19 protein-coding genes are annotated in these 22909 nt (G+C 50.6%); 9 read left to right on the forward strand and 10 right to left on the reverse strand.

All coding sequences use genetic code 11. The features are described 5' to 3' along the window. The first annotated feature begins 99 nt into the window (after nucleotides 1-99). From cybB to IB196_RS10745, 3 genes are all read left to right on the forward strand, one after another. Entirely contained in the window at nucleotides 100-630 is a 531-nt protein-coding gene (gene cybB, locus IB196_RS10735; RefSeq protein WP_005126707.1) for a cytochrome b561, read from the forward strand. Nucleotides 631-801: 171 nt separating this feature from the next. Continuing rightward, complete coding sequence (locus tag IB196_RS10740) at nucleotides 802-1221, forward strand: translesion error-prone DNA polymerase V autoproteolytic subunit (protein ID WP_005126708.1); 420 nt, start codon at nucleotides 802-804, stop codon at nucleotides 1219-1221. 2 nt (nucleotides 1222-1223) lie between these two features. Then, a complete protein-coding gene (locus IB196_RS10745) occupies nucleotides 1224-2492 on the forward strand; it encodes a Y-family DNA polymerase (protein WP_040230951.1) in 1269 nt (422 codons plus the stop codon). 108 nt (nucleotides 2493-2600) lie between these two features. On the opposite strand, the gene fdnI is transcribed toward IB196_RS10745, so the two are convergent. From fdnI to fdnG, 3 genes are read right to left on the reverse strand one after another with little or no spacing between them, the layout of a single operon-like run. Then, a complete protein-coding gene (gene fdnI / locus IB196_RS10750; protein WP_005126711.1) occupies nucleotides 2601-3254 on the reverse strand; it encodes a formate dehydrogenase-N subunit gamma in 654 nt (217 codons plus the stop codon). After that, entirely contained in the window at nucleotides 3247-4134 is an 888-nt protein-coding gene (fdxH, locus tag IB196_RS10755) for a formate dehydrogenase subunit beta (RefSeq protein WP_005126712.1), read from the reverse strand. Before fdxH ends, fdnI begins: the two co-directional genes overlap by 8 nt. A gap of 12 nt (nucleotides 4135-4146) precedes the next feature. Continuing rightward, nucleotides 4147-7197, reverse strand: coding sequence for a formate dehydrogenase-N subunit alpha (gene fdnG / locus IB196_RS10760; RefSeq protein ID WP_149692268.1), 3051 nt, complete (start codon nucleotides 7195-7197; stop codon nucleotides 4147-4149). Nucleotides 7198-7524: 327 nt separating this feature from the next. Between fdnG and IB196_RS10765 the strand changes: the two genes are divergently transcribed. The 3 genes from IB196_RS10765 (at nucleotide 7525) to IB196_RS10775 (ending at nucleotide 10809) form a co-directional block, all read left to right on the forward strand. Continuing rightward, a complete protein-coding gene (locus tag IB196_RS10765; protein WP_003833178.1) occupies nucleotides 7525-7800 on the forward strand; it encodes a metal/formaldehyde-sensitive transcriptional repressor in 276 nt (91 codons plus the stop codon). Nucleotides 7801-7832: 32 nt separating this feature from the next. Continuing rightward, nucleotides 7833-8951, forward strand: coding sequence for an S-(hydroxymethyl)glutathione dehydrogenase/class III alcohol dehydrogenase (locus IB196_RS10770; protein WP_003020293.1), 1119 nt, complete (start codon nucleotides 7833-7835; stop codon nucleotides 8949-8951). Nucleotides 8952-9120: 169 nt separating this feature from the next. Next, complete coding sequence (locus IB196_RS10775; RefSeq protein WP_040230955.1) at nucleotides 9121-10809, forward strand: methyl-accepting chemotaxis protein; 1689 nt, start codon at nucleotides 9121-9123, stop codon at nucleotides 10807-10809. Between the two features lie 49 nt (nucleotides 10810-10858). On the opposite strand, the gene IB196_RS10780 is transcribed toward IB196_RS10775, so the two are convergent. The 7 genes from IB196_RS10780 to IB196_RS10810 all read right to left on the reverse strand — a co-directional run bounded on the left by IB196_RS10780 (nucleotide 10859) and on the right by IB196_RS10810 (nucleotide 18378). Beyond that, nucleotides 10859-11956, reverse strand: coding sequence for a pilus assembly protein FimA (locus IB196_RS10780; protein WP_188231640.1), 1098 nt, complete (start codon nucleotides 11954-11956; stop codon nucleotides 10859-10861). Beyond that, on the reverse strand, nucleotides 11956-12537 hold the full coding sequence (locus IB196_RS10785; protein WP_005126717.1) for a fimbrial protein: 582 nt from the start codon (nucleotides 12535-12537) through the stop codon (nucleotides 11956-11958). The genes IB196_RS10780 and IB196_RS10785 overlap by 1 nt, the downstream gene beginning before the upstream one ends. A gap of 8 nt (nucleotides 12538-12545) precedes the next feature. Then, nucleotides 12546-13025: a fimbrial protein gene (locus IB196_RS10790; protein ID WP_005126718.1), complete on the reverse strand. Its 480-nt coding sequence runs from the start codon at nucleotides 13023-13025 to the stop codon at nucleotides 12546-12548. Between the two features lie 66 nt (nucleotides 13026-13091). Beyond that, nucleotides 13092-15677, reverse strand: a complete 2586-nt coding sequence (locus IB196_RS10795; protein WP_188231639.1) for an outer membrane usher protein — start codon at nucleotides 15675-15677, stop codon at nucleotides 13092-13094. Between the two features lie 23 nt (nucleotides 15678-15700). Next, nucleotides 15701-16423, reverse strand: coding sequence for a fimbria/pilus periplasmic chaperone (locus IB196_RS10800; protein WP_040230966.1), 723 nt, complete (start codon nucleotides 16421-16423; stop codon nucleotides 15701-15703). A gap of 85 nt (nucleotides 16424-16508) precedes the next feature. Then, a complete protein-coding gene (locus IB196_RS10805) occupies nucleotides 16509-17066 on the reverse strand; it encodes a fimbrial protein (protein WP_005126723.1) in 558 nt (185 codons plus the stop codon). Between the two features lie 388 nt (nucleotides 17067-17454). Further along, the gene (locus tag IB196_RS10810; RefSeq protein WP_005126724.1) at nucleotides 17455-18378 is read right to left on the reverse strand and encodes a LysR substrate-binding domain-containing protein; all 924 of its coding nucleotides are present in this window, start codon (nucleotides 18376-18378) and stop codon (nucleotides 17455-17457) included. A 233-nt stretch (nucleotides 18379-18611) separates the two neighbouring features. Here IB196_RS10810 and IB196_RS10815 point away from each other — a divergent pair, with 233 nt between their 5' ends. The 3 genes from IB196_RS10815 to IB196_RS10825 all read left to right on the forward strand — a co-directional run bounded on the left by IB196_RS10815 (nucleotide 18612) and on the right by IB196_RS10825 (nucleotide 22829). Beyond that, complete coding sequence (locus IB196_RS10815; RefSeq protein WP_005126725.1) at nucleotides 18612-19514, forward strand: manganese-dependent inorganic pyrophosphatase; 903 nt, start codon at nucleotides 18612-18614, stop codon at nucleotides 19512-19514. Between the two features lie 122 nt (nucleotides 19515-19636). Further along, entirely contained in the window at nucleotides 19637-20980 is a 1344-nt protein-coding gene (locus tag IB196_RS10820; protein ID WP_005126726.1) for a VOC family protein, read from the forward strand. 193 nt (nucleotides 20981-21173) lie between these two features. Beyond that, nucleotides 21174-22829, forward strand: a complete 1656-nt coding sequence (locus tag IB196_RS10825) for a glucan biosynthesis protein (RefSeq protein WP_188231638.1) — start codon at nucleotides 21174-21176, stop codon at nucleotides 22827-22829. Nucleotides 22830-22909: the final 80 nt, after the last annotated feature.

Genomic DNA, 22909 nt, shown 5'->3' on the forward strand with positions numbered 1-22909 from the left:
GTTAAACGTAACTGACTGAAAATGGGTGAACAAAACTTAATGAATTTTTAACAAAAGCCCGTTATGTTGACGCATTATTGTTTTTATTCGGGAAGTGTTATGGGGAATAAGTATTCTGGCCTGCAAATTGGCATTCACTGGCTGGTCTTTTTGTTGGTCATTGTGGCCTACAGCGCCATGGAGTTTCGCGGATTTTTCCCGCGCAGCTATCGTCCCGGGTTCAACATGGTGCACGTCTCCTGCGGCATTGCCATTTTAACACTGATGGTGGTGCGCTTGCTGGTCAGGCTCAAATATCCAGCACCGCCGATTGTGCCAAAACCGAAACCGATGATGACCGGAATGGCGCATCTGGGGCATCTGGTTATCTATCTGTTGTTTATTGTGCTGCCGATTATTGGGCTGGTGATGATGTACAACCGGGGTAACCCGTGGATTGCATTTGGCATCGTTATGCCGCATGCGGCAGAGGCCAACTTTGATTTAGTGGATATGCTGAAGTCCTGGCACGTGACGCTGGCCAACCTGGGCTATTTTGTCATTGCTCTGCATGCTGCTGCTGCCCTGATGCATCACTATTTCTGGAAGGACAATACGTTGTTGCGCATGATGCCGCGAAAACGCTCCTGAGGTAATGCCCCGCAAATGTGGGGCATTTTTTTAGCCGCTTATTTTTCCAGACATCATAAAAGCTTATCGACAAGATGGTTAAACAACGCTCAATTCGCCACATTTGATACTTGATCGCTGTCCTTATTAAAACTACTGTATATAAATACAGTTAATGAGAGGCAGATTATCATGTTGTTTTTCCAGCCTGCGGAACGCCGCGAAATTAAACACTTTCCGCTATTTAGCGATCTTGTGCCTTGCGGTTTTCCATCTCCGGCACAGGACTACGTTGAGAAACGTATTGACCTCAATGACCTGCTGGTACGGCATCCCAGCGCAACCTATTTTGTTAAATCATCTGGCGACTCCATGAGGGGCGCGGGGATCGGCGAGGGCGATTTGCTGATTGTCGACAGCGCCAGAAAGCCTGCCCATGGAGACATCGTTATTGCCGCTATTGAGGGCGAATTCACTGTTAAACGTCTGCAATTACACCCAGTTATCATGCTGAAGCCAGAGAACAGCGCCTACGCGCCGATCATGATTAGCAGCGAGGACACGCTGGATATATTTGGTGTGGTGACATTTATCGTTAAAGCCGCGGGCTGATTATGTTTGCCCTGGTGGATGTTAATTCATTTTATGCCAGCTGTGAGTCGGCATTCCGGCCCGATCTGAAGGGCAAACCCGTTGTCGTTCTTTCAAATAACGATGGCTGTGTCATTGCCTGTAGCACGGAGGCAAAAGCGCTTGGTGTTAATATGGGCGCACCGTATTTCAAACAGAAAGATCTGTTCAGGCACTATGGCGTGTTCTGTTTCAGTTCGAACTACGAATTGTATGCGGATATGAGCAGCAGGGTGATGTCGATTCTGGAGGAGTTGTCGCCGCGCGTGGAGATGTACAGTATTGATGAAGCCTTTTGCGATTTAACGGGCGTGCGAAACTGCCGGGATCTTACGGATTTTGGTCGGGAAATCAGAGCAACTATTTTACAGAAAACACGTCTCACGGTTGGGGTTGGCATTGCCCAGACCAAAACGCTGGCTAAACTGGCGAATCATGCTGCCAAAAAGTGGCAGGAGCAAACCGGTGGAGTCGTGGATCTTTCAAATATGGAACGTCAGCGTAAGCTGATGGCCGCACTTCCGGTTGATGAAGTCTGGGGTGTCGGACGCCGTATCAGCAAGAGACTGGATTCTATGGGCATTAAAACGGTTCTCGAGCTGGCGGATACCGACATTCGCTTCATTCGTAAACATTTCAACGTCGTGCTTGAGCGAACCGTCCGGGAATTGCGTGGTGAACCTTGTCTGGCGCTGGAGGAGTTTGCGCCAGATAAGCAGGAAATTATCTGCTCAAGATCGTTTGGTGAAAAACTCACGGATTACAACGCGATGAGAGAGGCAATTTGCACTTATGCTTCATGTGCCGCGGAGAAGCTGCGCAGAGAGCACCAGTACTGCCGGTTTATCTCTACGTTTATCAAAACCAGTCCGTTTGTTCTGAATGAACCTTATTACGGTAACAGCGCGTCGATAAAACTGCTGACGCCAACTCAGGATAGTCGGGAAATCATTGCAGCAGCAACGCGCAGCCTGGATGCCATCTGGCGAGCGGGACTGCGTTATCAGAAAGCGGGCGTTATGCTGGGGGATTTTTTTAGCTCTGGCGTTGCTCAACTGAATCTTTTTGATGACAACCGCCCACGGTGTAACAGCGATAAACTGATGAACGTGCTGGATACGCTTAATGCTGAAAAGGGGAAAGGAACGATCTACTTTGCCGGACAAGGGATACAGCAACCGTGGGCGATGAAGCGAGACATGCTTTCGCCGCGTTATACCACGAGATACAGTGATTTGCTGCGCGTGGGGTAGGGTTGGTTCATTATTGAATTCGCCTGATACTCAGCTCTCGCAGCGCTGCTGCATATCGCTGGACAATTGAGAGAATAAGACCGCTGAATAACAGCGGTCTTATTGATTTTATTTAGACTCTAATTCCGGTGCTTTTTCTTCAGTAAGTTCAACCTCACGATACCAGCGAGGATGGTGTTTCTTCGCCCAGCGTCGACTCACTTTCCCTTCGATCATACCTTTAATTGAACCTTTTACCCAAAACGCCATGTACATATGGATCAGAATGGCGTGGATCAGCACAATGGCTGCTGTCGCGTGGATTAACAAACTCCAACGAACTATGTCAATTGAGAAATAATGGGCAAAGTAGGGTCTCCAGATAATAACGCCGGTAACCAGTAATACCAGAATCAGGCTCATGATGCTCCAGAACATCATTTTCTGCCCTGCGTTGTATTTCCCCACATCAGCAACTTTATGCTCATTGCCTTTAAGTACTTCAACGATCCCTTTAATCCAGGGGAGGTCCTGTTTATCGGGAATGTTGTGGTGTACAAAACGGACGAACATAAACATCAGCACGATGAAAATCATCACCCCGAAAAACGGATGTAGAATTCGCCCCATTTGCGGTGTACCGAAGGTTTCGGTGAGCCATTGCAACGTCGGAAAGAACAGCGCAATACCGGAAAGCGACACCAGGAAGAAGCTTATTACCACCGTCCAGTGACAAGCACGGTCGATGAATTTGGTGCGCAGAATCATTTTGCTTTTACTCATGACCGTTCTCCTCTTCATCATCATCCGTCTCTTTGTTTGGGCCGACTCCCACGTAGTGGTAAATCAGCCCGGCAAAGGTGGCGATAAATCCGGCGGCGGAGAGTGGTTTTAAAATCCCCTTCCAGAGGTTCACTGGTGCGGCGATTTTTGGCTCATCCGGCAGATTGTGGTACAGCGATGGTTGATCCGCGTGATGAAGTACATACATCACGTGGGTGCCGCCGACCCCTTGCGGGTTGTAGATGCCCGCATTGGCATAGCCGCGTTTTTTCAACTGCGCCACGCGAGTTTCCGCCACATTGAGCATCTCTTTTTTGGTGCCAAACTGGATAGCACCGGTCGGACAAGTTTTCACGCAGGCCGGTTCCTGGCCCACGCTGACCCGGTCAACGCACAGCGTACATTTGTAGACCCGGTTATCTTCGGGATTAAGTCGCGGAATATTGAACGGGCAGCCAGCAATGCAGTAGCCACAGCCAATGCAGTGCTCGGACTGAAAGTCGACAATCCCGTTGGCATACTGAATGATTGCTCCAGCGGATGGACAGGCTTTCAAACAGCCGGGATCGGCGCAGTGCATGCAGCCGTCTTTGCGGATCAGCCATTCCAGCTTGTCGTTCTGGGTGGTTTCGCTAAAGCGCATCACCGTCCAGGACTTAGCGCTGAGATCGGTCGGGTTGTCGTAGACACCGTTGCAGTAACCCACTTCATCGCGAATATCGTTCCACTCTGAGCAGGCGACCTGACAGCCTTTACAGCCAATACAGGTAGTGACATCAATTAGTTTCGCCACTTCAGCACGGAAATCCCGCGCCTGGGGCGGCGGCGTGATGCTGTTCGTCGCCGAGCGTTTAATAATATCTTGTGATTGCATAGCCATGAGTTCCCTTCCTTACGCTCGCTCGATGTTGACCAGAAACGCTTTATACTCCGGTGTTTGCGAGTTCGCGTCACCCACCGATGGCGTTAACGTATTGGCGAGGAACCCTTTGCGTGTAGCGCCTTCAAAGCCCCAGTGACAAGGGATACCGATAGTATCGATCTGCTTACCATCGATCGTCAGCGTTTGCAGACGCTTGGTGACCACCGCCTTCGCTTTGATAAAGCCGCGTTTCGACATCACTTTCACCGTATCACCTGCCGCAATGCCTTTTTTGCTCGCCAGCGCCTCACCGATTTCGATGAATTGATCGGGTTGAGCGATGGCGTTGATCAGCGCATGTTTGGTCCAGTGGCGGAACAGTTCAGTAATGGAGTAAGTTGTGGCGACGTACGGGAAGGCATCCGCTTTACCCATATTGGCGATATCGTCATGGTAGATACGCGCAACCGGGCTGGATACAACATCCGGGTGCAGCGGGTTGGTACCAATAGGCGACTCAATGGGTTCGTAATGTTCCGGGAATGGTCCGTCGTTCATTTTGTCGATGGAGAACAGACGCGCTACACCTTCCGGGTTCATGATAAACGGACCAACGTTGCTGCCCGGCGCGGCCTGGCCGTAGTCGGCTACGTCCATACCGGCCCATTTTTTGCCATCCCAATGCAGCAGGGCTCGTTTGGGATCCCACGGTTTTCCTGATGGATCGGCCGAAGCACGATTGTAGAGAATACGGCGGTTGGCAGGCCATGACCACGCCCAGCCCGGTGTGCAGCCCAGACCATACGGATCGCTGTTGTCGCGATTGGCCATCTGGTTGCCTTGTTCTGTCCAGCTTCCGCAGTAGACCCAGCAGAAACTGCTGGTCGAGCCGTCATCGCGCAACTGTGCAAAACTGCTGAGCTGCTGGCCTTTTTTGGCTATAAGCTGGCCTTTGTCATCATAAAGGTCTTCAAGCGCCTGGCCATTAGCTTCACGCGCAATCTCTTCTGGGTGTGGGTCGTATGGATCTTTATAATTCCAGGCAATATTCAACAAGGGTTGCGGATTCGCTCCCCCTTCCTGTTGATACAGCTCGCGTAGGCGCATAAACAGACGCCCAAGGATCTTCCCGTCATGTAAGGCTTCACCTGGTGGTTCTGCCGCAGCCCAGTGCCACTGCAACCAACGCCCGGAGTTAGCGATTGAACCATTTTCTTCAGCAAAGCAGGAAGAGGGCAGGCGGAAAACTTCGGTCTGAATATCTGCCGGGTTTACATCGTTCATCTCGCCATGATTCTGCCAAAAATTGGACGACTCAGTGACCAGCGGATCGATAACCACCATATATTTCAGTTTTGAAAGCGCGCGCGTTGATTTGTTTTTATCCGGAAACGCCGCCAGCGGATTGAAGCCCTGAACGATGTAACCATTAATCTTACCTTCGAGCATCAATTCGGCCTGGGTCATGACGTCATACAGGCGATCCCATTTAGGTAGCCAGTCGTAGCCCCAGTTATTTTCTACTGTTGCATTGTCGCCCCAGAAACTTTTCATCATGCTAACAAAGAACTTCGGCGTATTTTGCCAGTAATTGACCTCATTCACGCCTAGCGCAGGTGGCGTGATTTGCGAAATATAGGTCTGGTAGTCTGGCTGTTTTTCCGACGGCAGCGGCATATAGCCCGGCAGGTTCGTTGACAACAAGCCAAGATCGGTATAGCCCTGAATATTGGAGTGGCCACGTAGGGCGTTAACACCACCGCCCGCCATGCCTATATTGCCCAGTAGCAACTGGAGCATAGCGGCGGCGCGAATAATCTGTGCCCCGGCGGAGTGGTGAGTCCAACCCAGCGCATACAGGATAGTGGCGGTGCGGTCAGGCACGCTGGTGCTGGCGAGAATTTCGCAGATACGATTGAAATCCGCCACGGATGTCCCACACAACCGGTTAACCATTTCCGGGGTATAGCGCTCGACGTGGTTTTTGAGCAAATTCCACACGCAGCGTGGGTGAGCCAATGTTTCATCACGCAGGGCATTACCCTGTTCGTCAAGCTGATAGAACCAGCTCGATTTATCGTACTGGCGTTTCTTGTCGTCGTAGCCACTAAACAGACCGTCATTGAACTGATAGTCATCACGTATTATAAGGCTGGCGTTGGTGTAATGGCGCACATAGTCGTGCTGCACCTGGTTGTTTTCCAGCAGATAACGGATTACACCGAGCAGGAATGCGGTGTCGGAACCAGCGCGTATTGGCGCATACAGATCGGCGACGGCGGCGCTACGGTTAAAGCGCGGGTCGACCACCACCACGGTGGCGTCGTTTTTAGTTTGCGCTTCGACCACCCATTTAAAGCCTACCGGATGTGCCTCAGCGGCATTGCCGCCCATAATAAGCACTACGTTGGCATTTTTAATATCGACCCAGTTGTTGGTCATCGCACCACGTCCAAACGTTGGTGCAAGAGCCGCAACGGTGGGGCCATGACATAACCGTGCCTGACAGTCGATAGCGACCATACCTAATCCGCGAGTAAATTTACCGTCGAGGATCCCGGTTTCATTACTTGCCGCAGAGGAACATAGCATGCCCGTGGTGGACCATCGGTTGACGGTCAAGCCCTGAGCATTTTTCTCAATAAAGTTGGCATCGCGATCATCTTTCATGAGTCGGGCAATACGATTAATCGCATCATCCCAGCTAATACGCTGCCATTTATCCGAACCCGGTGCACGATATTCGGGATACTGCAGACGGGTTTCACTATGAATATAATCCAGCACGCCAGCGCCTTTAGGGCACAACGATCCACGGCTCACCGGATGATCCGGATCGCCCTCAATATGGTAGATACTTTCTTTGACGTTTTTGGCTGTATCGCCAAGGCTGTACATCAGCATGCCGCAGCCTACTGAGCAGTACGTACAGTTATTACGTGTCTCTTTTGCTTTTAAGAGTTTGTATTGACGGGTTTCCGCGTGAACGGAAAAAGATGATAAGAATCCGAGAGATGCAACAGTTGTTCCTGCCATACCGCCCGCGCAGATTCGAAAGAACTGCCTCCGGCTGAGCTCCATTTTTTTCTCCAGCTTAAACTTAAGACATGAAAAAGTATGGTTATTGTAAGGTTAAATTGTTTTATAAACCATTAACTTTTAGTGGTTATTGACGTGAGAGAGTATTAGTGCTGTAAGCCTGGCGTATGGATTGATCAAAAATTGATCATGTCAGGTTGGTTGCCAATACGTACGGTGAACTGAATCTTTTTGACGACAACCTCCCGCGGCGTAACAGCGATAAACTGATGGAGGTATCTGGATACGCTTAATGCTGAACAGATGTCAATTTTTTACAATTACATAAAAATTCTGATAGTATACCCCCCTATAGTATTTGGAGGGCGTATGCCGCATTCACCTGAAGATAAAAAACGCATTCTCACCCGTGTACGCCGTATCCGCGGTCAGGTTGATGCGCTTGAGCGCGCGCTGGAATCCGGCGAACCGTGTCTGGCGATCCTGCAACAAATTGCCGCCGTGCGCGGCGCATCCAATGGCCTGATGGGCGAAATGGTTGAGATCCATCTGAAAGATGAACTGGTCAGCGGGGAGACTACCCCAGACCAGCGTGCTGTGCGCATGGCTGAAATCGGCCATCTTCTGCGTGCTTATCTAAAATAACACCATCACCTCGCAATAATGGGAAGAGACAAATGAAATCACGTGCAGCAGTTGCATTTGGCCCCGGCCAACCGTTAAAAATTGTCGAAATCGACGTCGCACCGCCAAAGAAAGGTGAAGTGCTGGTTAAAATTACCCACACCGGCGTGTGCCATACTGACGCTTTTACGCTCTCTGGCGACGATCCGGAAGGGGTGTTCCCGGCGGTACTCGGTCATGAAGGCGGGGGTATTGTGGTTGAAGTGGGTGAGGGCGTCACCAGTCTGAAACCGGGCGACCATGTGATCCCGTTGTACACCGCAGAATGTGGTGAGTGTAAGTTCTGTAAGTCTGGCAAAACTAACTTGTGTCAGGCCGTACGTGCTACCCAGGGCAAAGGCCTGATGCCGGATGGCACAACACGCTTCTCGTATAACGGCGAACCCATCTATCACTATATGGGTACCAGTACCTTCAGTGAATACACCGTTTGCGCAGAGATCTCGCTGGCGAAGGTTAACCCGCAGGCTCCACTGGATAAAGTGTGTCTGCTGGGGTGTGGCGTGACCACCGGTATCGGAGCGGTTCATAACACCGCGAAAGTGAAGGAAGGCGATACCGTAGCCGTATTTGGCCTGGGCGGTATTGGCCTGGCAGTGATCCAGGGCGCGGTACAGGCGAAAGCCGGGCGTATTCTGGCCGTTGATACTAACCCGGAAAAATTCAAGCTGGCGGGTGAAATGGGTGCGACCGATTTCATCAACCCGAACGATTACGATAAACCGGTGCAGGATGTGATTGTCGAACTTACCGACGGTGGCGTGGACTTTAGCTTTGAGTGCATCGGCAACGTTAACGTGATGCGCGCGGCGCTGGAGTGCTGCCATAAAGGGTGGGGCGAAAGCATCATTATTGGCGTGGCGGGTGCCGGTCAGGAGATCAAAACACGTCCGTTCCAGTTAGTGACCGGTCGCGTGTGGCGCGGTTCCGCGTTTGGCGGCGTAAAAGGGCGTACCCAGTTGCCGGGTATGGTCGAAGAAGCAATGAGCGGAAAAATTCAGCTAGATCCGTTTATTACGCATCGCCTGCCGCTGGAGCAGATTAACGAAGCGTTCGATTTAATGCATCAGGGTAAATCCATCCGTACCGTTATCCATTTTGGTGATAACTGATTCATTGGCCAGCGGATTTCTCCGCTGGCACTTTCCTGAATTTTTTAGAATTATGTTGTGAAAGTGTGACGAATCCGGCGCTTTTCACGGTAAGTAAACTTCCCGGATTGCCGATGACTATCTAACGGGCGTGTTTTCACGCATAAACCCTACAAGAGAGTCGACGGTCATGGACAACACTACATCGATGCAAGCCCAGCATAAACTGGGCTTTCTGCATCAAATCCGGCTGGTTCCGCTGTTTTCCTCCATTCTCGGTGGCATCCTTCTGCTGTTCGCCTTAAGTTCCGGGCTGGCAGGTTATTTTCTTATGCAGGCCGATCGCGATCAGCGCGATGTAACCGATGAGATTCAGGTTCGGATGGGGTTATCTAACAGCTCTAACCACTTACGCACCGCGCGTATCAACATGATCCATGCTGGTGCGGCGAGCCGTATTGCTGAAATGGATGACATGAAAGCCAATATTGCCGAGGCAGAAAAACGTATTAAGCAATCGCAGGACGGTTTTAATACCTATATGGCGCGTGCGGTGAAAACCACTGCCGGTGAGGCGTTAGACGCTGAACTGAGTGCCAATTTCAAAGCCTATATCGACGGCTTACAGCCTATGCTGAAGTACGCTAAAAACGGCATGTTCGAGGCGATCATCAACCATGAAAATGAACAGGCCAGACCGCTGGACTCTGCTTACAACAAGGTGTTGTTAAAGGCGATCGACATTCGTACCGCCAGGGCGAACCATCTTAGTGAGCAGGCTCACCAGCGTACGCAACTCGGCATGGCCTTTATGCTGGGTGCATTTATTCTGGCGCTGGCCTTGACGCTGATGACGTTCATTGTTCTGCGCCGTACCGTTATTCATCCTCTGTTACGCGCGGCCCAGCGCATTGAGCAAATATCAGTAGGGGATCTGACGATGCCGGAGGAACCAACCGGGCGCAGCGAAATTGGTCGCCTGAGCCGTCATCTGCAAACAATGCAGCGTTCGCTGGGGAAAACGGTGGGCACGGTTCGTCAGGGGGCGGAAGAAATCTACCGCGGTACCAGTGAGATTTCTGCGGGCAATACCGATCTCTCTTCACGTACTGAACAACAGGCCGCGGCGATTGAACAAACGGCGGCCAGCATGGAAGAACTGACGGCTACGGTGAAGCAAAACGCCGACAACGCGCATCATGCGAGCACGCTGGCGGAAGATGCTTCCGGCAAGGCCAGTCGGGGCGGTCAGATGGTCTCTGGCGTGGTTAAAACCATGGGGAATATCTCAACAAGTTCGAAGAAAATCTCCGAAATTACCGCCGTTATAAACAGCATTGCCTTCCAGACCAATATCCTGGCGCTGAACGCAGCGGTCGAAGCGGCGCGGGCTGGAGAACAGGGGCGAGGGTTTGCCGTCGTAGCCAGTGAGGTGCGTACGTTGGCAAGCCGCAGCGCCCAGGCGGCAAAAGAGATAGAAGGATTGATCAGCGAATCAGTCCGACTGATTGACCAGGGATCCGGAGAAGTGGTCGCGGCAGGCAATACGATGACGGATATTGTCGATGCGGTAAAACGCGTCACCGACATTATGCTGGAAATTGCGGCGGCCTCTGATGAACAAAGCCGGGGTATCGTCCAGGTGAGCCAGGCGATTTCAGAGATGGATAAGGTCACGCAGCAAAACGCTTCGCTGGTTGAAGAAGCATCAGCCGCTGCGGCCTCTCTTGAAGAGCAGGCCGCACGCTTAACGGAAGCCGTCGGCACATTCCGTTTAACCGGGACAAGCGCAATTAAACGCGTTACACCTGCCGTTAATCCATCGGTTTCACTGCCAAAATCAAACACGGTAAATACGGATAACTGGGAAACATTCTGACAGGCCAGCCATCCGGTAATACGATCCTTTGTATTACCGGATTTACTATCTATTTGTACGTGGCACTAATCGTTCCCGCTGCGGTGAACGCACCAGGGGTGTAGTCATCGCAGGTACTGTTATTGCTGACGGAGGTGCAGATGAGTAATCCGGCCATGGTGATATCTTTCGCCGTTACGATGGAACCAAAGCCGATGGTCACTGAAGAATTTGTGTCATTCGCCGACAGATATTGTCGGGGCGAACCTTCGTAAGAAACCGCCACTCCCCGTCCGCCCGCTGCTGAGGTGCCAGTCGTGGTATTGGCGAGAATAGACAATCCGCTATTATCATAAGTCGCTTTGGCCGACGTCAGTTTAAGGGTAACCCCTGAAGCATTAACGCAGTTGCTATTTTTCAAGGTGAAGGTTTTTCGTGGTTTGTCATTACCCACATCGCCAAAATCGATGGTGGCAGGAGAGACGGACAAATTGCAGGTTGGCGCGGCGAATTTTACGGTGAATGAAGATGCGTTTACTGTGGCGATAATCTGTTGACTACTTACATTTTCATTCCCTGCTTTAAACCTGCCTATTTCACCATTTATGACCGGATGCGCTTCACCATTACCTATTGAGGAAACCCCCCCACGTTGCCAAACTTCGATGTATAATCCAACAGGAAAATCTCCATTTTCAGCATTATCGATCTCACGTGTCCAACTCGTATTAGATGGAATATAAGCTGTATAATTAGCATTAATAGAATTAGCTATGTAAATGTTATAATATATCCCGGGTATGCTTGTTGGAAAAAAAACTCTATTGTAGCTATATTTTGTACTACCGCTGGTACTGGTATAACTATCGGATTGCGTACCACTTGTTGTTGTGGACTTTCCATAAAAATCAGAACCATCATTACCTGTACTACAGTTTAAGTAAGCATAGTTGCCCGCACTGAGCGTCCCCAATAGCACGGGTGTTGTACGGGATGGGTTATAACTATTCACGGCTAACGTTCCCGCGCTTATCGTGCTGGTATTAATCTTTTCAAAAATACACTCCACAGCCTGCACCTGATATGAATAAATTCCGCTCAACAGCAATGCCGCTAAAGAAATTGATCGTGAAATCATCGTACTCATATTAACCTGCTGTTTATCCATTATTTGTAGCTCACGCTGATTTGCACCTGACTTAATACGCCACCTGGAGTGACCGTTTTTGCTGAGTCCACTTTTTGAAAACGAGCCTGAAAGGTGATATCAGAATAGGTGGTGGTTGAGCCTTTATAGTTAACAATATTGACGGCGGAAGTATTATCTTTATTAAGCACATTAATATAAGCAGGGCTTGTCCTCCCCTCAAAGACTACTACGCCCACGTTTCCAGCCGCAGTCATCGGACCGGTATATTCATTCGGGAATATCTGGTTGCCAGTGAGTTGCGCTTTTTGCGGCTTAAAGCTCAGTACTAACGTTTTGGCGACGGAACCGGAGTCACAGCGTACGCTGACCTTCAGCGGTTGCGTCGGTACGTTGCCCACTGCGGTGGCCGATAAGTTCGCCCATGCACCGCCAGCGGCGAATTCACTCGCCTCCACATCACCTAAATTAACGTCGGAGGCGGTGATGTCACAGCTACCGGTAACCAGCTCCGCCTTAACCGTTAATACATTGGTATTGGTACTGATTGCGGCCCAAAGCGGCGTGGATATCAGCAATAAGACTGCTGGGATAAATTTCATGGCGGCTCCTACTGATAAGTGGTAGTGAACGTCAACGAACCGTTGAAGGTGCCACTTGTCGCGGTGGTTGAGTAAGACGTCGGACGCAGAGATAAGACCAGATTCAGGGTTTTATTGGTGCGCTCAGTCGAGGTCCAGTCAAGCGGCGTACTGCTATTGAGGATCAACAGAGAATTTGGGGAGCCAGAACGATACAAAACCGCTGCGGCTCCGTTATCTCCCCCCTTGAGTTCGGTTGGATAACCGCTGTACAACGAAGAGGCCTTAATTCCCGTTTTTATCCAGGTAACCGTCTGGTTTGTACTGGAGCCAATCGTGCAGTTGCTGTACTGCAACGAAAAATTTTTCAGCGTATTAGCGCCCTGAGCCTCCAGCTCTGCGCGGGTTAATACACCAAAATCGATGGTTTGGTTCACCGCTTTGCCTGAGCCGACAACAATATTGACGGTGCAGGTCATCGCAAGCAAATTGGCCTTAAAGTTAACCACGACATCCGCTGCAAAGAGGTGCGGGCAGCATAATAGAAAAGAAAAAAACATTACCTGGCGCATAAGCTACTTCCCGGCTCCTGGCATCTGGCAAACTAACGTCTCCAGACGAATTGATTTTCCGATCATCGCGGGTGCGTCAGGGATCTGGTAGGTTACATCGCAGTAGCTTGCCGCGTCGCTTCCCCAAATAACCTTCAGGTTGCCACGTTGTTCGATACCGCGTAAAAAGGCGCGACCCGCCTGACCCATTGCGCCAACGGATTCTCCCTGTTCATTGAGAATGTTCGCGCCCAATGGAATGAAACTGTTATCACTACGTCTGAGCGTGACGAACACTGATTGACCTTGCTGAGTAGCGAAGGTGACTTTCACCACGGCGCCATCGCGCGGAACCACGGCGGCGGAGGTGTTTTTCACTTCGACGTCCGCCTTGATGGTGCTGAGATCCAGCCCGACGGTATTCTCGGCATAAGGCGAAAGACTGGTGGCAACTGCATATCCGGCACTGTCAATCTCGCCATATCCATTGGTGGTGGTCGCGCCATCGGCACCTTGCGCTTCAATAAGGGCGATGGCGCTTTGTGCGTTGACATTACCCGGTAAGAGCGTCAATCCACCGCTGTGCAACAGCACACCGCCGTTATTGTTTAGGGAATACTGCTGGTTATGATTTTTATCGACCGTAGCGGAAACGCTGGTTGCTCCATTCGCACCGTTATAGGTGGAATATCCGCTGACGGAATAGGTGTCTTCTCCCTGACTGGCCTGGTTAGCGGTGGTGCTGAGGCTGTAGTTCCATTTATTGTTGCTACTGTTGCCGCTGGCCGTACTGGTGAAACCGTTGTTGCCGCTAAAGTCGCTATTGGCGCTGAGGTTCAGACTGGAGAAGGCTGGTTGATCGTTTTGAGCGTTGCTACCAAAAGGAATACTCAACCCAACGTACAGGCTGTCATCTTCATCGCCCCATTCGTTATAACTGCGCTGCAGCGAGATATTCCACGAGATGGAGCGGAAAGTGTTGCTGTAGCCCAGCGAATACTGAGACGTTTTGTCTGAGCTACCCCAGTAACTCGTCCAGGTGCCGCTGAGATAAAATGAACCGTAATCTTCGCCGTTAAGGTTGATAGGTTGATTGACGTTAGCCTGAAGCTCATTTTTGGAATGGCTGTAGCTGTTGCGATACGCATCGTTACGGTTAGTATCGTGATCGTCGCTATAACTATCGATGCTATTTTGCAAAGAGATGACGTCATTAAGCGAGAGGTAATCTTTGGTGCTGTATCGATAGGCGCTAAAGCTGAAATTGGTCTGTGTTGCGTCCAGCACATTACTGTAGCTTACACGGTAACTCTGCCCCTGCAGAGTGCCAATATCTTCAAGTGAAGCGCGAGAGTGGATAACATCGACTGCGATAGCACCAAGACGCGTATTCATCGCCAGACCCAGCATCCCCGCCAGATAGTCTTCTTCCATTGACTGTATGCCGCCATACAGCGTGAAAATATCGCTCAATCCATAATTACCGTTAGTGGTGAGCACCCAGGGAGAATCGCTGTTGTCATCGTTGTCTAATGTCCCAACGGCAAAATCCCAGTCAACTTCACCTTTGGTCATTAACTGAGCAACAGAGGCATACGGTACGGTGAATAACCGTTTTGACCCATCAGCTTCTTCCACGGTAACGTCGAGGTCAGCGCCGTTGATTGCCACATAATAATCTTTCAGAGCAAAAGGACCTGGGGGAACGGTGGTTTCATAGATGATGCGCGACTGCTGTCGTACGGTAATTTTGGCATTACTGTTAGCCACGCCGTTGATGACTGGAACGTAGCGACCGTCATGTGGATCCATGCGTTTGTCGTTATACAGATGTACGCCTTTAATGCCGATACTATCCAGGACTTCGCTGCGAGAGGTGACCTGGCCCAGTTCCATTTGTGCCCGGAGAGGGGGTAAATCGCGAGCCAAATAGAGGTCGTAGTTGTCCCAGGTCGCGCTATCGTCTTTTGCCCAGTTCAACGCGCCGCTGGAGCGTAACCTCCATGCTCCCAGATTGAGACCATAGCCGAGCCCCAGATAACCACTGTCAGAGGCGCTACCGTCGTTTTCACTGTGGTAGCCACTGAAGCTCCAGTTCAGTATTGCAGCAGGAATACCGGCATCCCAACGTGCGGGGTTGACATAACCCGCGGGGTAGCTGACGAGAAACAGCTGCGGAATTGTGAGTATCAGGATCTGTGAATTAGGATCGTAACTCACGCTGGATGAGGGGTAATAATCCGCCAGTATATAGCATTGCGATTCACCTTCGTCCGCATCTGCCGTGGGGAGTTTGCTTACATCAACGTTTGCTTCATCGAGCACCTCACGAGTCAGGCAGGGAGACGCATTCGGGGTGTGGTTATCAATAAACTGGATCTTTGCAGTTTGCTGTTGCTCACCGTTAATCCAAACGGAGACGGTATAAATACCGGGTTTCACCGGGTTGCCGCGCGCATATTGTGACACGTCGATTGTCGATTTTTTACCTGCATTGCTGAAGATAAAGTCATCGTTGAATTCAATGTAATTATCGTCAGCAAATCCTGTCTGACAAATAACCAGCAATACCCATACCGAGGTCGCTAATCGGTGTTTTGACATCGACATAGAGCAATCCTTGCACGTGTTTTTTATTTATCCGTTACGTCAACGTTAGCCCCGTAATCATTGACTGCTGTCCATGAAACGGATTCAAGACGAGAGGTGGTGAGCGTTTTCACTTCATAGCTGGCGCTGGAAAAAGGGGCGACCATGTCGGGCTCAATTTTGTATTTTTTCCCCCGGGAAGTGATGTTAGCGCCAACAAGTGAAACAAAATAAGGAGAGTCATTTTTCGCCGTCGCCCAAATTTGCTTCCCTTGGTTAGCAAGGCTCCATTTCAGATGTTGGATTGCGTCATCCGCCGAACCTGGAAGGGATGCCGGGCGATAAAATACTTTGATGCGGGTTTTCAGCGCTATCTGCAGTTGATTCGATTTGGCGGCATCTTTATTTTTGCCGGGGATTTCAAGTGCATTAAACCAATACACGCTTTCGCGATCGGTGGGTAACGCTTGACCGTCCCAGTTTAAGCGTACGGTCAGTCCCTGTTTAGGATCGACCCGACTTACCGGGGGGGAGGCGATAAAAGGAACGTTTAAGGTTTGCGGATCAACATCTTCATGACCATCGTCTAACCAGGACTGGACTAATAAAGGTTGTTGCCCCTGATTCACCATTTTAATGAGTGCCTCTTTCGCGTCGGAAGGGTAAATGACACGCGTAGCGTTAATCACGATACTGGCGACTGACGAATAGCTAAACGAAATAGCGGCAGAAAATATAATTAATCTGAATGTGTTTTTTGGAATCATATCATTTATATCTTGGTAAATGGCTGCAACCTTGAATTAAAAGTTGCAGCAGAGTTATTAACTACTCTTGATCTTATACAACTTGTTAAGGGTAGGTTGTTACAAAAGTGGTATTCGCTTTCACTACACCAGCAGTCGGCGTACCAGAGCCTGAATAGATATAACCGACGGTGTAATTAAATTCAGCACCGTTGGTGGAACTATAAGCGGCTTCAGATTGCGGTGTGGCTGATGTAAAATCGATAATGGTACTGGTTGCGGTATCTTCTACCTGGAAACCCGCATCTTTGTCTCCTGCTGCAGTATTTAACAATGCTTTGCTGGTGCTGTTGTAATTACCGGAGGTTGAAAATTGCCCTTTTACTTTACCGCCCGCTGGTTCAGTGGCGCAGTTTTTAACGGTGATCTGAAATTTGGTTTTCATCGCAGGACTGCTGACAGCTGCTTGCATCGCAGGAACAGTGATATCTGGCAGTTTGACTTCTTTGGAAGCGGAAACACCATCAATACTGACATCGCAAGTTGATGATGTAATGTTTCCTGCAAAATCAATGTTTGCAGAGTCAGAACCAGCCGCTTGTACCTGAAAAGCAGCCCCTGCGACCAGAAGCGCTGCGGCACTTAAACAATTAACAAATTTCACGTTATTTTCCTTAATAACAAATTAAATGGTGAAAAGATTATATGACGTGAGATTATGACTGAATAGCGGGTGAAGTTGTGGTTGGTGTTTTTTAAGAGTTTGTTTAGAGGTAATAACCAATTATTTGATGTATTGTGGTATTAACTTAATTGGATTGGTTTTTTATGTCTCATTGAATTCTAAAAGAAAATTTTTAAATGTAAGCTTGAGTAGGGGATTTCATCCGCCATTATTCGATAGAGATACCATTGATAATAAGTATTGCTTAATTTGCTTGTAAGGAAAAATACAGCTTCTGGCTGTGTTCTATGACGGTTTTATCGTCCATATATTGAACATTTACATGGGTTGGGCCTGCCGGTAATAACAGACCCAATCATCAATACGATTAAACAGGTACGGTTTTGCGTATTGCGGCGATAAGTATCTGGGCGGCCTGAGAGAGTTGCACATCGACACGAGTAATAATACCGATGGGCTCACCCGCACCATGGGTGGGAATTGGCAATGACACCAGCGTTGCCTGGCGCAGATCTTCTCTAACCGCGCCTGAAGGGACAAACCACACATAGTCGTAATCAACCGTCAGTTGACGGGAGAGCGATGCTGACAGCGTTTCAATACAACCCGACGGCATTTTACAGCCCTGACTTTGCAACAATGCCTCTGCGTGCTGGCGAGGGGCGGTTCCTTTCGGCGAAACCACCACTGGCCACTCAATCACCCGGCTCAGCGTGATGGTTTCTTGCAACAATGGATGGTTAGGGCGCACGACAAGTTTGAGCGATTCCAGAAATAACAGTTCGTAGTTCAGACCGACCATCAATTCCGGATCGGCCATACGCCCAATGCCGAGATCAATTTCTCCTGACTTTAAACCCGCCAGGATCATGGGATTACTCATGGTGGCAACCTGCAGCGTGGTTTCCATTTGCTGCTTATGGAACGAGCCAATGACAGCCGGAAGAATACCCAATGCAGCTGTTGGCAAGGCACCAATACGCACGACATCATTCTGAGATTCTTCACGATGATTTAATGCCTGTCCGGCAGTGTTGAGTGCATCAAGCACTCTTACCGCATGGGTAAGAAACTGCTCGCCGGGCAATGTTAACTGTGCACCAAGGCGACCGCGTTCAAAGAGTCGGGTACCGGTTAGTTGCTCCAGTTCGTTCAGCGTTTTGGAGAGGGCTGGCTGACTCAGGTTAAGGGTTTCGGCCGCACGTCCCAACGTTCCCTGTTGGGCAACGGCGACAAAGGTATGAAGATGGCGCAAGCGAATGCGCTGATTGAACAGAACATTTTTTTCCATAAGCGATGTTAAAAACAGAGCCGTATTGGTGACAAGTGAAGTTGTTTGTTTTTGATAACTTGATAGCAAAATATTATTAACATTTAACGCGTTTTACTTACAACTGATTTATTTTGCTTATGTTTTGTACAGCATCATGGCGGGGTGGTGGGATCATGGAAGGGAATGTGTCCAGTCGATATACTTTCGTTATTGTTGGCTTTTGAACCCTTCTCTTCACAAGGCACTGATTGATGATACATGTAATAGGGCACCTTAACCCCGATAGCGATGCCATTTGTACTGCCGCCATGACGGCGCGTTGGCTTACTTTACGCGGCCAGCAGGCGACGGCATGGCGTCTGGGCGAACCGAACCGCGAAACGCAATTTATCTTTGCGCATGCAGGGCTGGCAATGCCTGAGCGGCTGACGTTTCCGCTGACCGATCTTGATGTATGGCTGGTCGATTTCACTGAGCCTGCTCAGGGGCCGGAATCGCTGTCTGAGAGCAATGTCGTCGGTATCATCGACCATCATCGACTCGGCGGATTAGTGACTCGTCTTCCTCCAGAGGTCTGGGTCAAACCTGTTGGCAGCAGTGCGACGCTGTTGTGGCAACTGATGACGGAAGATGAGCGCAGCCAGTTATCTGCCGCCGAGGCCGTTTTACTGCTGGGCGCTGCGCTGAGTGACACTGTCACGCTCCGTTCTCCGACAACGACCCCAGACGATCGCCAGGCTGTGGATGAGCTGGCCCAAAAAGCGGGTGTGGATCTGGACGCTTTTAGCCGTGATCTGTTGTCGGCCAAAACCAGCGTCGAAGGCATGAGTGCCCGTGAGCTGCTGCATAAAGACATTAAAACGTTCACCATTCATGGGCATAAAGTCTGCGTGGCGCAACTCGAGCTGTATGCACTGCGCCAGGTTGACGGTGTGCTGGACGATCTCCGCGAGGAGATGACCCGTTATGCTGAGGAAAATCAGGCTGCGCTGGTGGTACTGATGCTGACGGACATCAATCTTGGCGATACCAGCCTGTGGTTCGTTGGATCTGAGTTGTCAGAGTTACCGCAACCCTGCAAGGTCGAAGGCATGCTCAGTCGTAAAAAACAGATGCTGCCATGGCTGGAAAGTCATTTAAAACCACGTCAGTAAGCTTCAGTTCACTGCCCGGTGGGTGGGGGGAATTTATGCGGGATCACAGTTTGTAAATTCTTCCCACCGGAGTCAGCGGTGTTCTCTACACTCCAGGTAATATTCACTGGAGGCATGACATTATGGCGAACACCATCACGGCAGATGAGATTCGGGAACAATTTTCGCAGGCTATGTCAGCAATGTACCAGCAGGAAGTCCCGCAGTATGGCACGTTGCTGGAACTTGTCGCTGATGTGAATCTGGCGGTACTGGAAAATAATCCGACGCTACATGAAAAATTGGCTAATGCGGATGAACTGGCGCGGCTCAATGTTGAACGCCATGGGGCAATTCGGGTCGGTACTGCGCAGGAGTTGTCTACACTGCGGCGGATGTTTGCCATTATGGGGATGTATCCGGTCAGCTATTACGATCTCTCCCAGGCCGGCGTCCCCGTCCATTCCACGGCGTTTCGACCCATCGATGATGCCTCGCTTTCGCGCAACCCGTTTCGGGTATTTACGTCACTACTACGCCTCGAATTAATCGAGAACGTGGTGTTGCGCCAGCAGGCCGCGGAGATCCTCGCAAAGCGTGATATTTTCACGCGTCGTTGTCACGAATTGCTGGATGAGTTTGATGCGCACGGCAGTTTTACGCAGGCGCAGGCGCAAGAGTTTGTGCATGAGGCGCTGGAAACGTTCCGTTGGCATCAACACGCCACCGTAGATGAACAAACGTATCATGCCTTGCATAACGAGCATCGGCTGATTGCCGATGTGGTCTGTTTTCCCGGTTGCCATATCAATCACCTGACGCCGCGCACGCTGGATATCGATCGGGTACAGTCGATGATGCCGGAGTGCGGTATTACACCGAAAATTCTCATTGAAGGCCCACCACGGCGCGAGGTGCCCATCTTGCTGCGTCAGACCAGCTTTAAGGCGCTGGAAGAACCGGTGTTGTTTGCCGGCGAAATGCGTGGAACTCACACGGCACGTTTTGGCGAAATCGAACAGCGCGGCGTGGCGCTGACGCCAAAAGGCCGGGAGTTGTACGACGAACTGTTGAGTAAAGCGGGGACGGGGAAAGATAACCTGACGCACCAGTTGCATCTTCAGGACGTGTTTAAGGCGTTTCCGGACAGCGAGTTTCTGTTGCGCCAGCAAGGACTTGCCTGGTTTCGTTATCGTCTGACGCCGTCGGGCGAAGCGCATCGCCAGGCTATTCGCCCGGATGACGACCCGCAGCCGCTCATCGAGCGGGGCTGGCTGGTTGCTCAGCCTATCACCTACGAAGATTTCTTGCCGGTGAGCGCCGCAGGGATTTTCCAGTCTAATCTGGGTAATGAAACGCAGGCGCGCAGCCACGGTAATGCCAGCCGCGATGCCTTTGAACAGGCGCTGGGCTGCGCAGTATATGATGAGTTTGCGTTGTATCAGGAGGCAGAAGAACGCAGTAAACGGCGGTGTGGTTTACTTTAACTGAATTTACATGGAATTCGGCCTGTTCTCATCGACATAAAATATTTTCGATTTTGTACAGATAATCGGCGACCAACAATTGGATTATTAATGAATTTTGTCTAGAGTGGGCGGTCAGAAATGTGCACTCTCTTGCCGCAGATTTTGACCGGCGCGGGACCATTTACACGACCAGAAGGACTCACTTTCAGGCATGAATCGCAGACGATTTATTAAAGGTTCAATGGCAGTGGCCGCCGTGTGCGGAACCAGTGGTATTGCATCACTCTTTTCCCGCGCTGCCTATGCGGCAGAGTCTGACATTGCAGACGGAAAAACCGTACGTTTTGATTTTTCCGTTCTGCAATCGATGGCCCATGATTTAGCACAGAAACCCTGGGGCGGCTCGCCGCGCGCATTGCCGGATACGCTGGCTAAACTAACGCCGCAGGCTTACAACAGTATTCAGTACGACGCAGAACAGTCACTGTGGAACAACGTTGAAAATCGTCAGCTTGACGCGCAATTCTTCCATGTAGGCATGGGTTTTCGTCGCCGCGTGCGCATGTTCTCGGTTGATGACAGTACGCATATGGCGCGTGAGATCCACTTCCGCCCGGAGCTTTTCAAGTACAACGATGCCGGTGTGGATACCAAACAGCTGGAAGGGCAAACTGATCTCGGTTTCGCCGGTTTTCGCGTGTTCAAAGCGCCTGAACTGGCCCGTCGTGACGTAGTGTCCTTCCTGGGAGCCAGCTATTTTCGCGCCGTAGATGACACCTATCAGTACGGTTTGTCGGCGCGTGGTCTGGCGGTTGATACGTATACCGACAGCAAAGAAGAGTTTCCGGACTTCACCGCATTTTGGTTCGAAACGGTTAAACCGGGTGCCACTTCATTTACTGTTTATGCACTACTCGATAGCCCAAGCGTAACCGGCGCGTTTAAGTTTGTGATCCACTGTGAGAAAACGCAGGTGATCATGGATGTGCAGAATCATGTCTATGCGCGTAAAGACATCAAGCAGCTCGGCATTGCGCCGATGACCAGCATGTTCAGCTGTGGTAACAATGAACGCCGGATGTGTGACACCATTCACCCGCAAATTCATGATTCCGACCGTCTGGCTATGTGGCGAGGCAATGGCGAGTGGATCTGCCGTCCGCTGAATAACCCGCAAAAACTGCAGTTTAATGCCTATACCGATAACAACCCGCGCGGATTTGGCCTGCTGCAGTTGGATCGTGACTTCTCCCACTATCAGGACATCATGGGTTGGTACAACAAGCGCCCAAGCCTGTGGGTCGAGCCACGTAACCAGTGGGGCAAGGGAACCATTGGCTTAATGGAGATCCCGACGACCGGTGAAACGCTGGATAACGTCGTCTGCTTCTGGCAGCCGGAGAAGAAGATCAAAGCTGGCGATGAGCTGGAATTCAAATACCGTCTGTACTGGAGCGCTCAGCCGCCGGTGCGTTCGCCGCTGGCTCGCGTGATGGCGACCCGTACAGGCATGGGCGGCTTCCCGGAAGGATGGGCGCCGGGCGAGCACTACCCGGAAAAATGGGCACGACGTTTTGCCGTTGATTTCGTCGGTGGCGATTTAAAAGCCGCCGCGCCGAAAGGTATTGAACCGGTAATTACGCTTTCGAGTGGTGAAGCGAAACAGATTGAGATCCTCTACGTTGAACCTATCGATGGCTACCGGATCCAGTTTGACTGGTATCCGACATCTGACTCAACCGATCCGGTAGATATGCGTATGTTCCTGCGTTGTCAGGGCAATGCCATCAGTGAAACCTGGCTGTATCAGTACTTCCCGCCAGCGCCGGATAAACGCCAGTACGTTGACGACCGCGAGATGCGTTGATCCTCACCTTTATGGCTCTCCTGACGGGGAGCCATATTCGTCATTTTCTTAAAAAGCTCTGTACGCTATTTACTCGATCC

Source organism: Citrobacter sp. C6_1 (assembly GCF_014596835.2).
GTDB lineage: Bacteria > Pseudomonadota > Gammaproteobacteria > Enterobacterales > Enterobacteriaceae > Citrobacter > Citrobacter pasteurii.

Bases quoted from the DNA above. Each gene is read 5' to 3' on its own strand.
- IB196_RS10745 (WP_040230951.1), top strand. From the start codon at position 1,224: ATGTTTGCCCTGGTGGATGTTAATTCATTTTATGCCAGCTGTGAGTCG.
- fdxH (WP_005126712.1), bottom strand. From the start codon at position 4,134: ATGGCTATGCAATCACAAGATATTATTAAACGCTCGGCGACGAACAGC.
- fdnG (WP_149692268.1), bottom strand. From the start codon at position 7,197: ATGGAGCTCAGCCGGAGGCAGTTCTTTCGAATCTGCGCGGGCGGTATG.
- IB196_RS10770 (WP_003020293.1), top strand. From the start codon at position 7,833: ATGAAATCACGTGCAGCAGTTGCATTTGGCCCCGGCCAACCGTTAAAA.
- IB196_RS10795 (WP_188231639.1), bottom strand. From the start codon at position 15,677: ATGTCGATGTCAAAACACCGATTAGCGACCTCGGTATGGGTATTGCTG.
- IB196_RS10780 (WP_188231640.1), bottom strand. From the start codon at position 11,956: ATGGATAAACAGCAGGTTAATATGAGTACGATGATTTCACGATCAATT.
- IB196_RS10825 (WP_188231638.1), top strand. From the start codon at position 21,174: ATGAATCGCAGACGATTTATTAAAGGTTCAATGGCAGTGGCCGCCGTG.
- IB196_RS10815 (WP_005126725.1), top strand. From the start codon at position 18,612: ATGATACATGTAATAGGGCACCTTAACCCCGATAGCGATGCCATTTGT.
- cybB (WP_005126707.1), top strand. From the start codon at position 100: ATGGGGAATAAGTATTCTGGCCTGCAAATTGGCATTCACTGGCTGGTC.
- IB196_RS10765 (WP_003833178.1), top strand. From the start codon at position 7,525: ATGCCGCATTCACCTGAAGATAAAAAACGCATTCTCACCCGTGTACGC.
- IB196_RS10775 (WP_040230955.1), top strand. From the start codon at position 9,121: ATGGACAACACTACATCGATGCAAGCCCAGCATAAACTGGGCTTTCTG.
- IB196_RS10820 (WP_005126726.1), top strand. From the start codon at position 19,637: ATGGCGAACACCATCACGGCAGATGAGATTCGGGAACAATTTTCGCAG.
- fdnI (WP_005126711.1), bottom strand. From the start codon at position 3,254: ATGAGTAAAAGCAAAATGATTCTGCGCACCAAATTCATCGACCGTGCT.
- IB196_RS10740 (WP_005126708.1), top strand. From the start codon at position 802: ATGTTGTTTTTCCAGCCTGCGGAACGCCGCGAAATTAAACACTTTCCG.
- IB196_RS10785 (WP_005126717.1), bottom strand. From the start codon at position 12,537: ATGAAATTTATCCCAGCAGTCTTATTGCTGATATCCACGCCGCTTTGG.
- IB196_RS10810 (WP_005126724.1), bottom strand. From the start codon at position 18,378: ATGGAAAAAAATGTTCTGTTCAATCAGCGCATTCGCTTGCGCCATCTT.
- IB196_RS10800 (WP_040230966.1), bottom strand. From the start codon at position 16,423: ATGATTCCAAAAAACACATTCAGATTAATTATATTTTCTGCCGCTATT.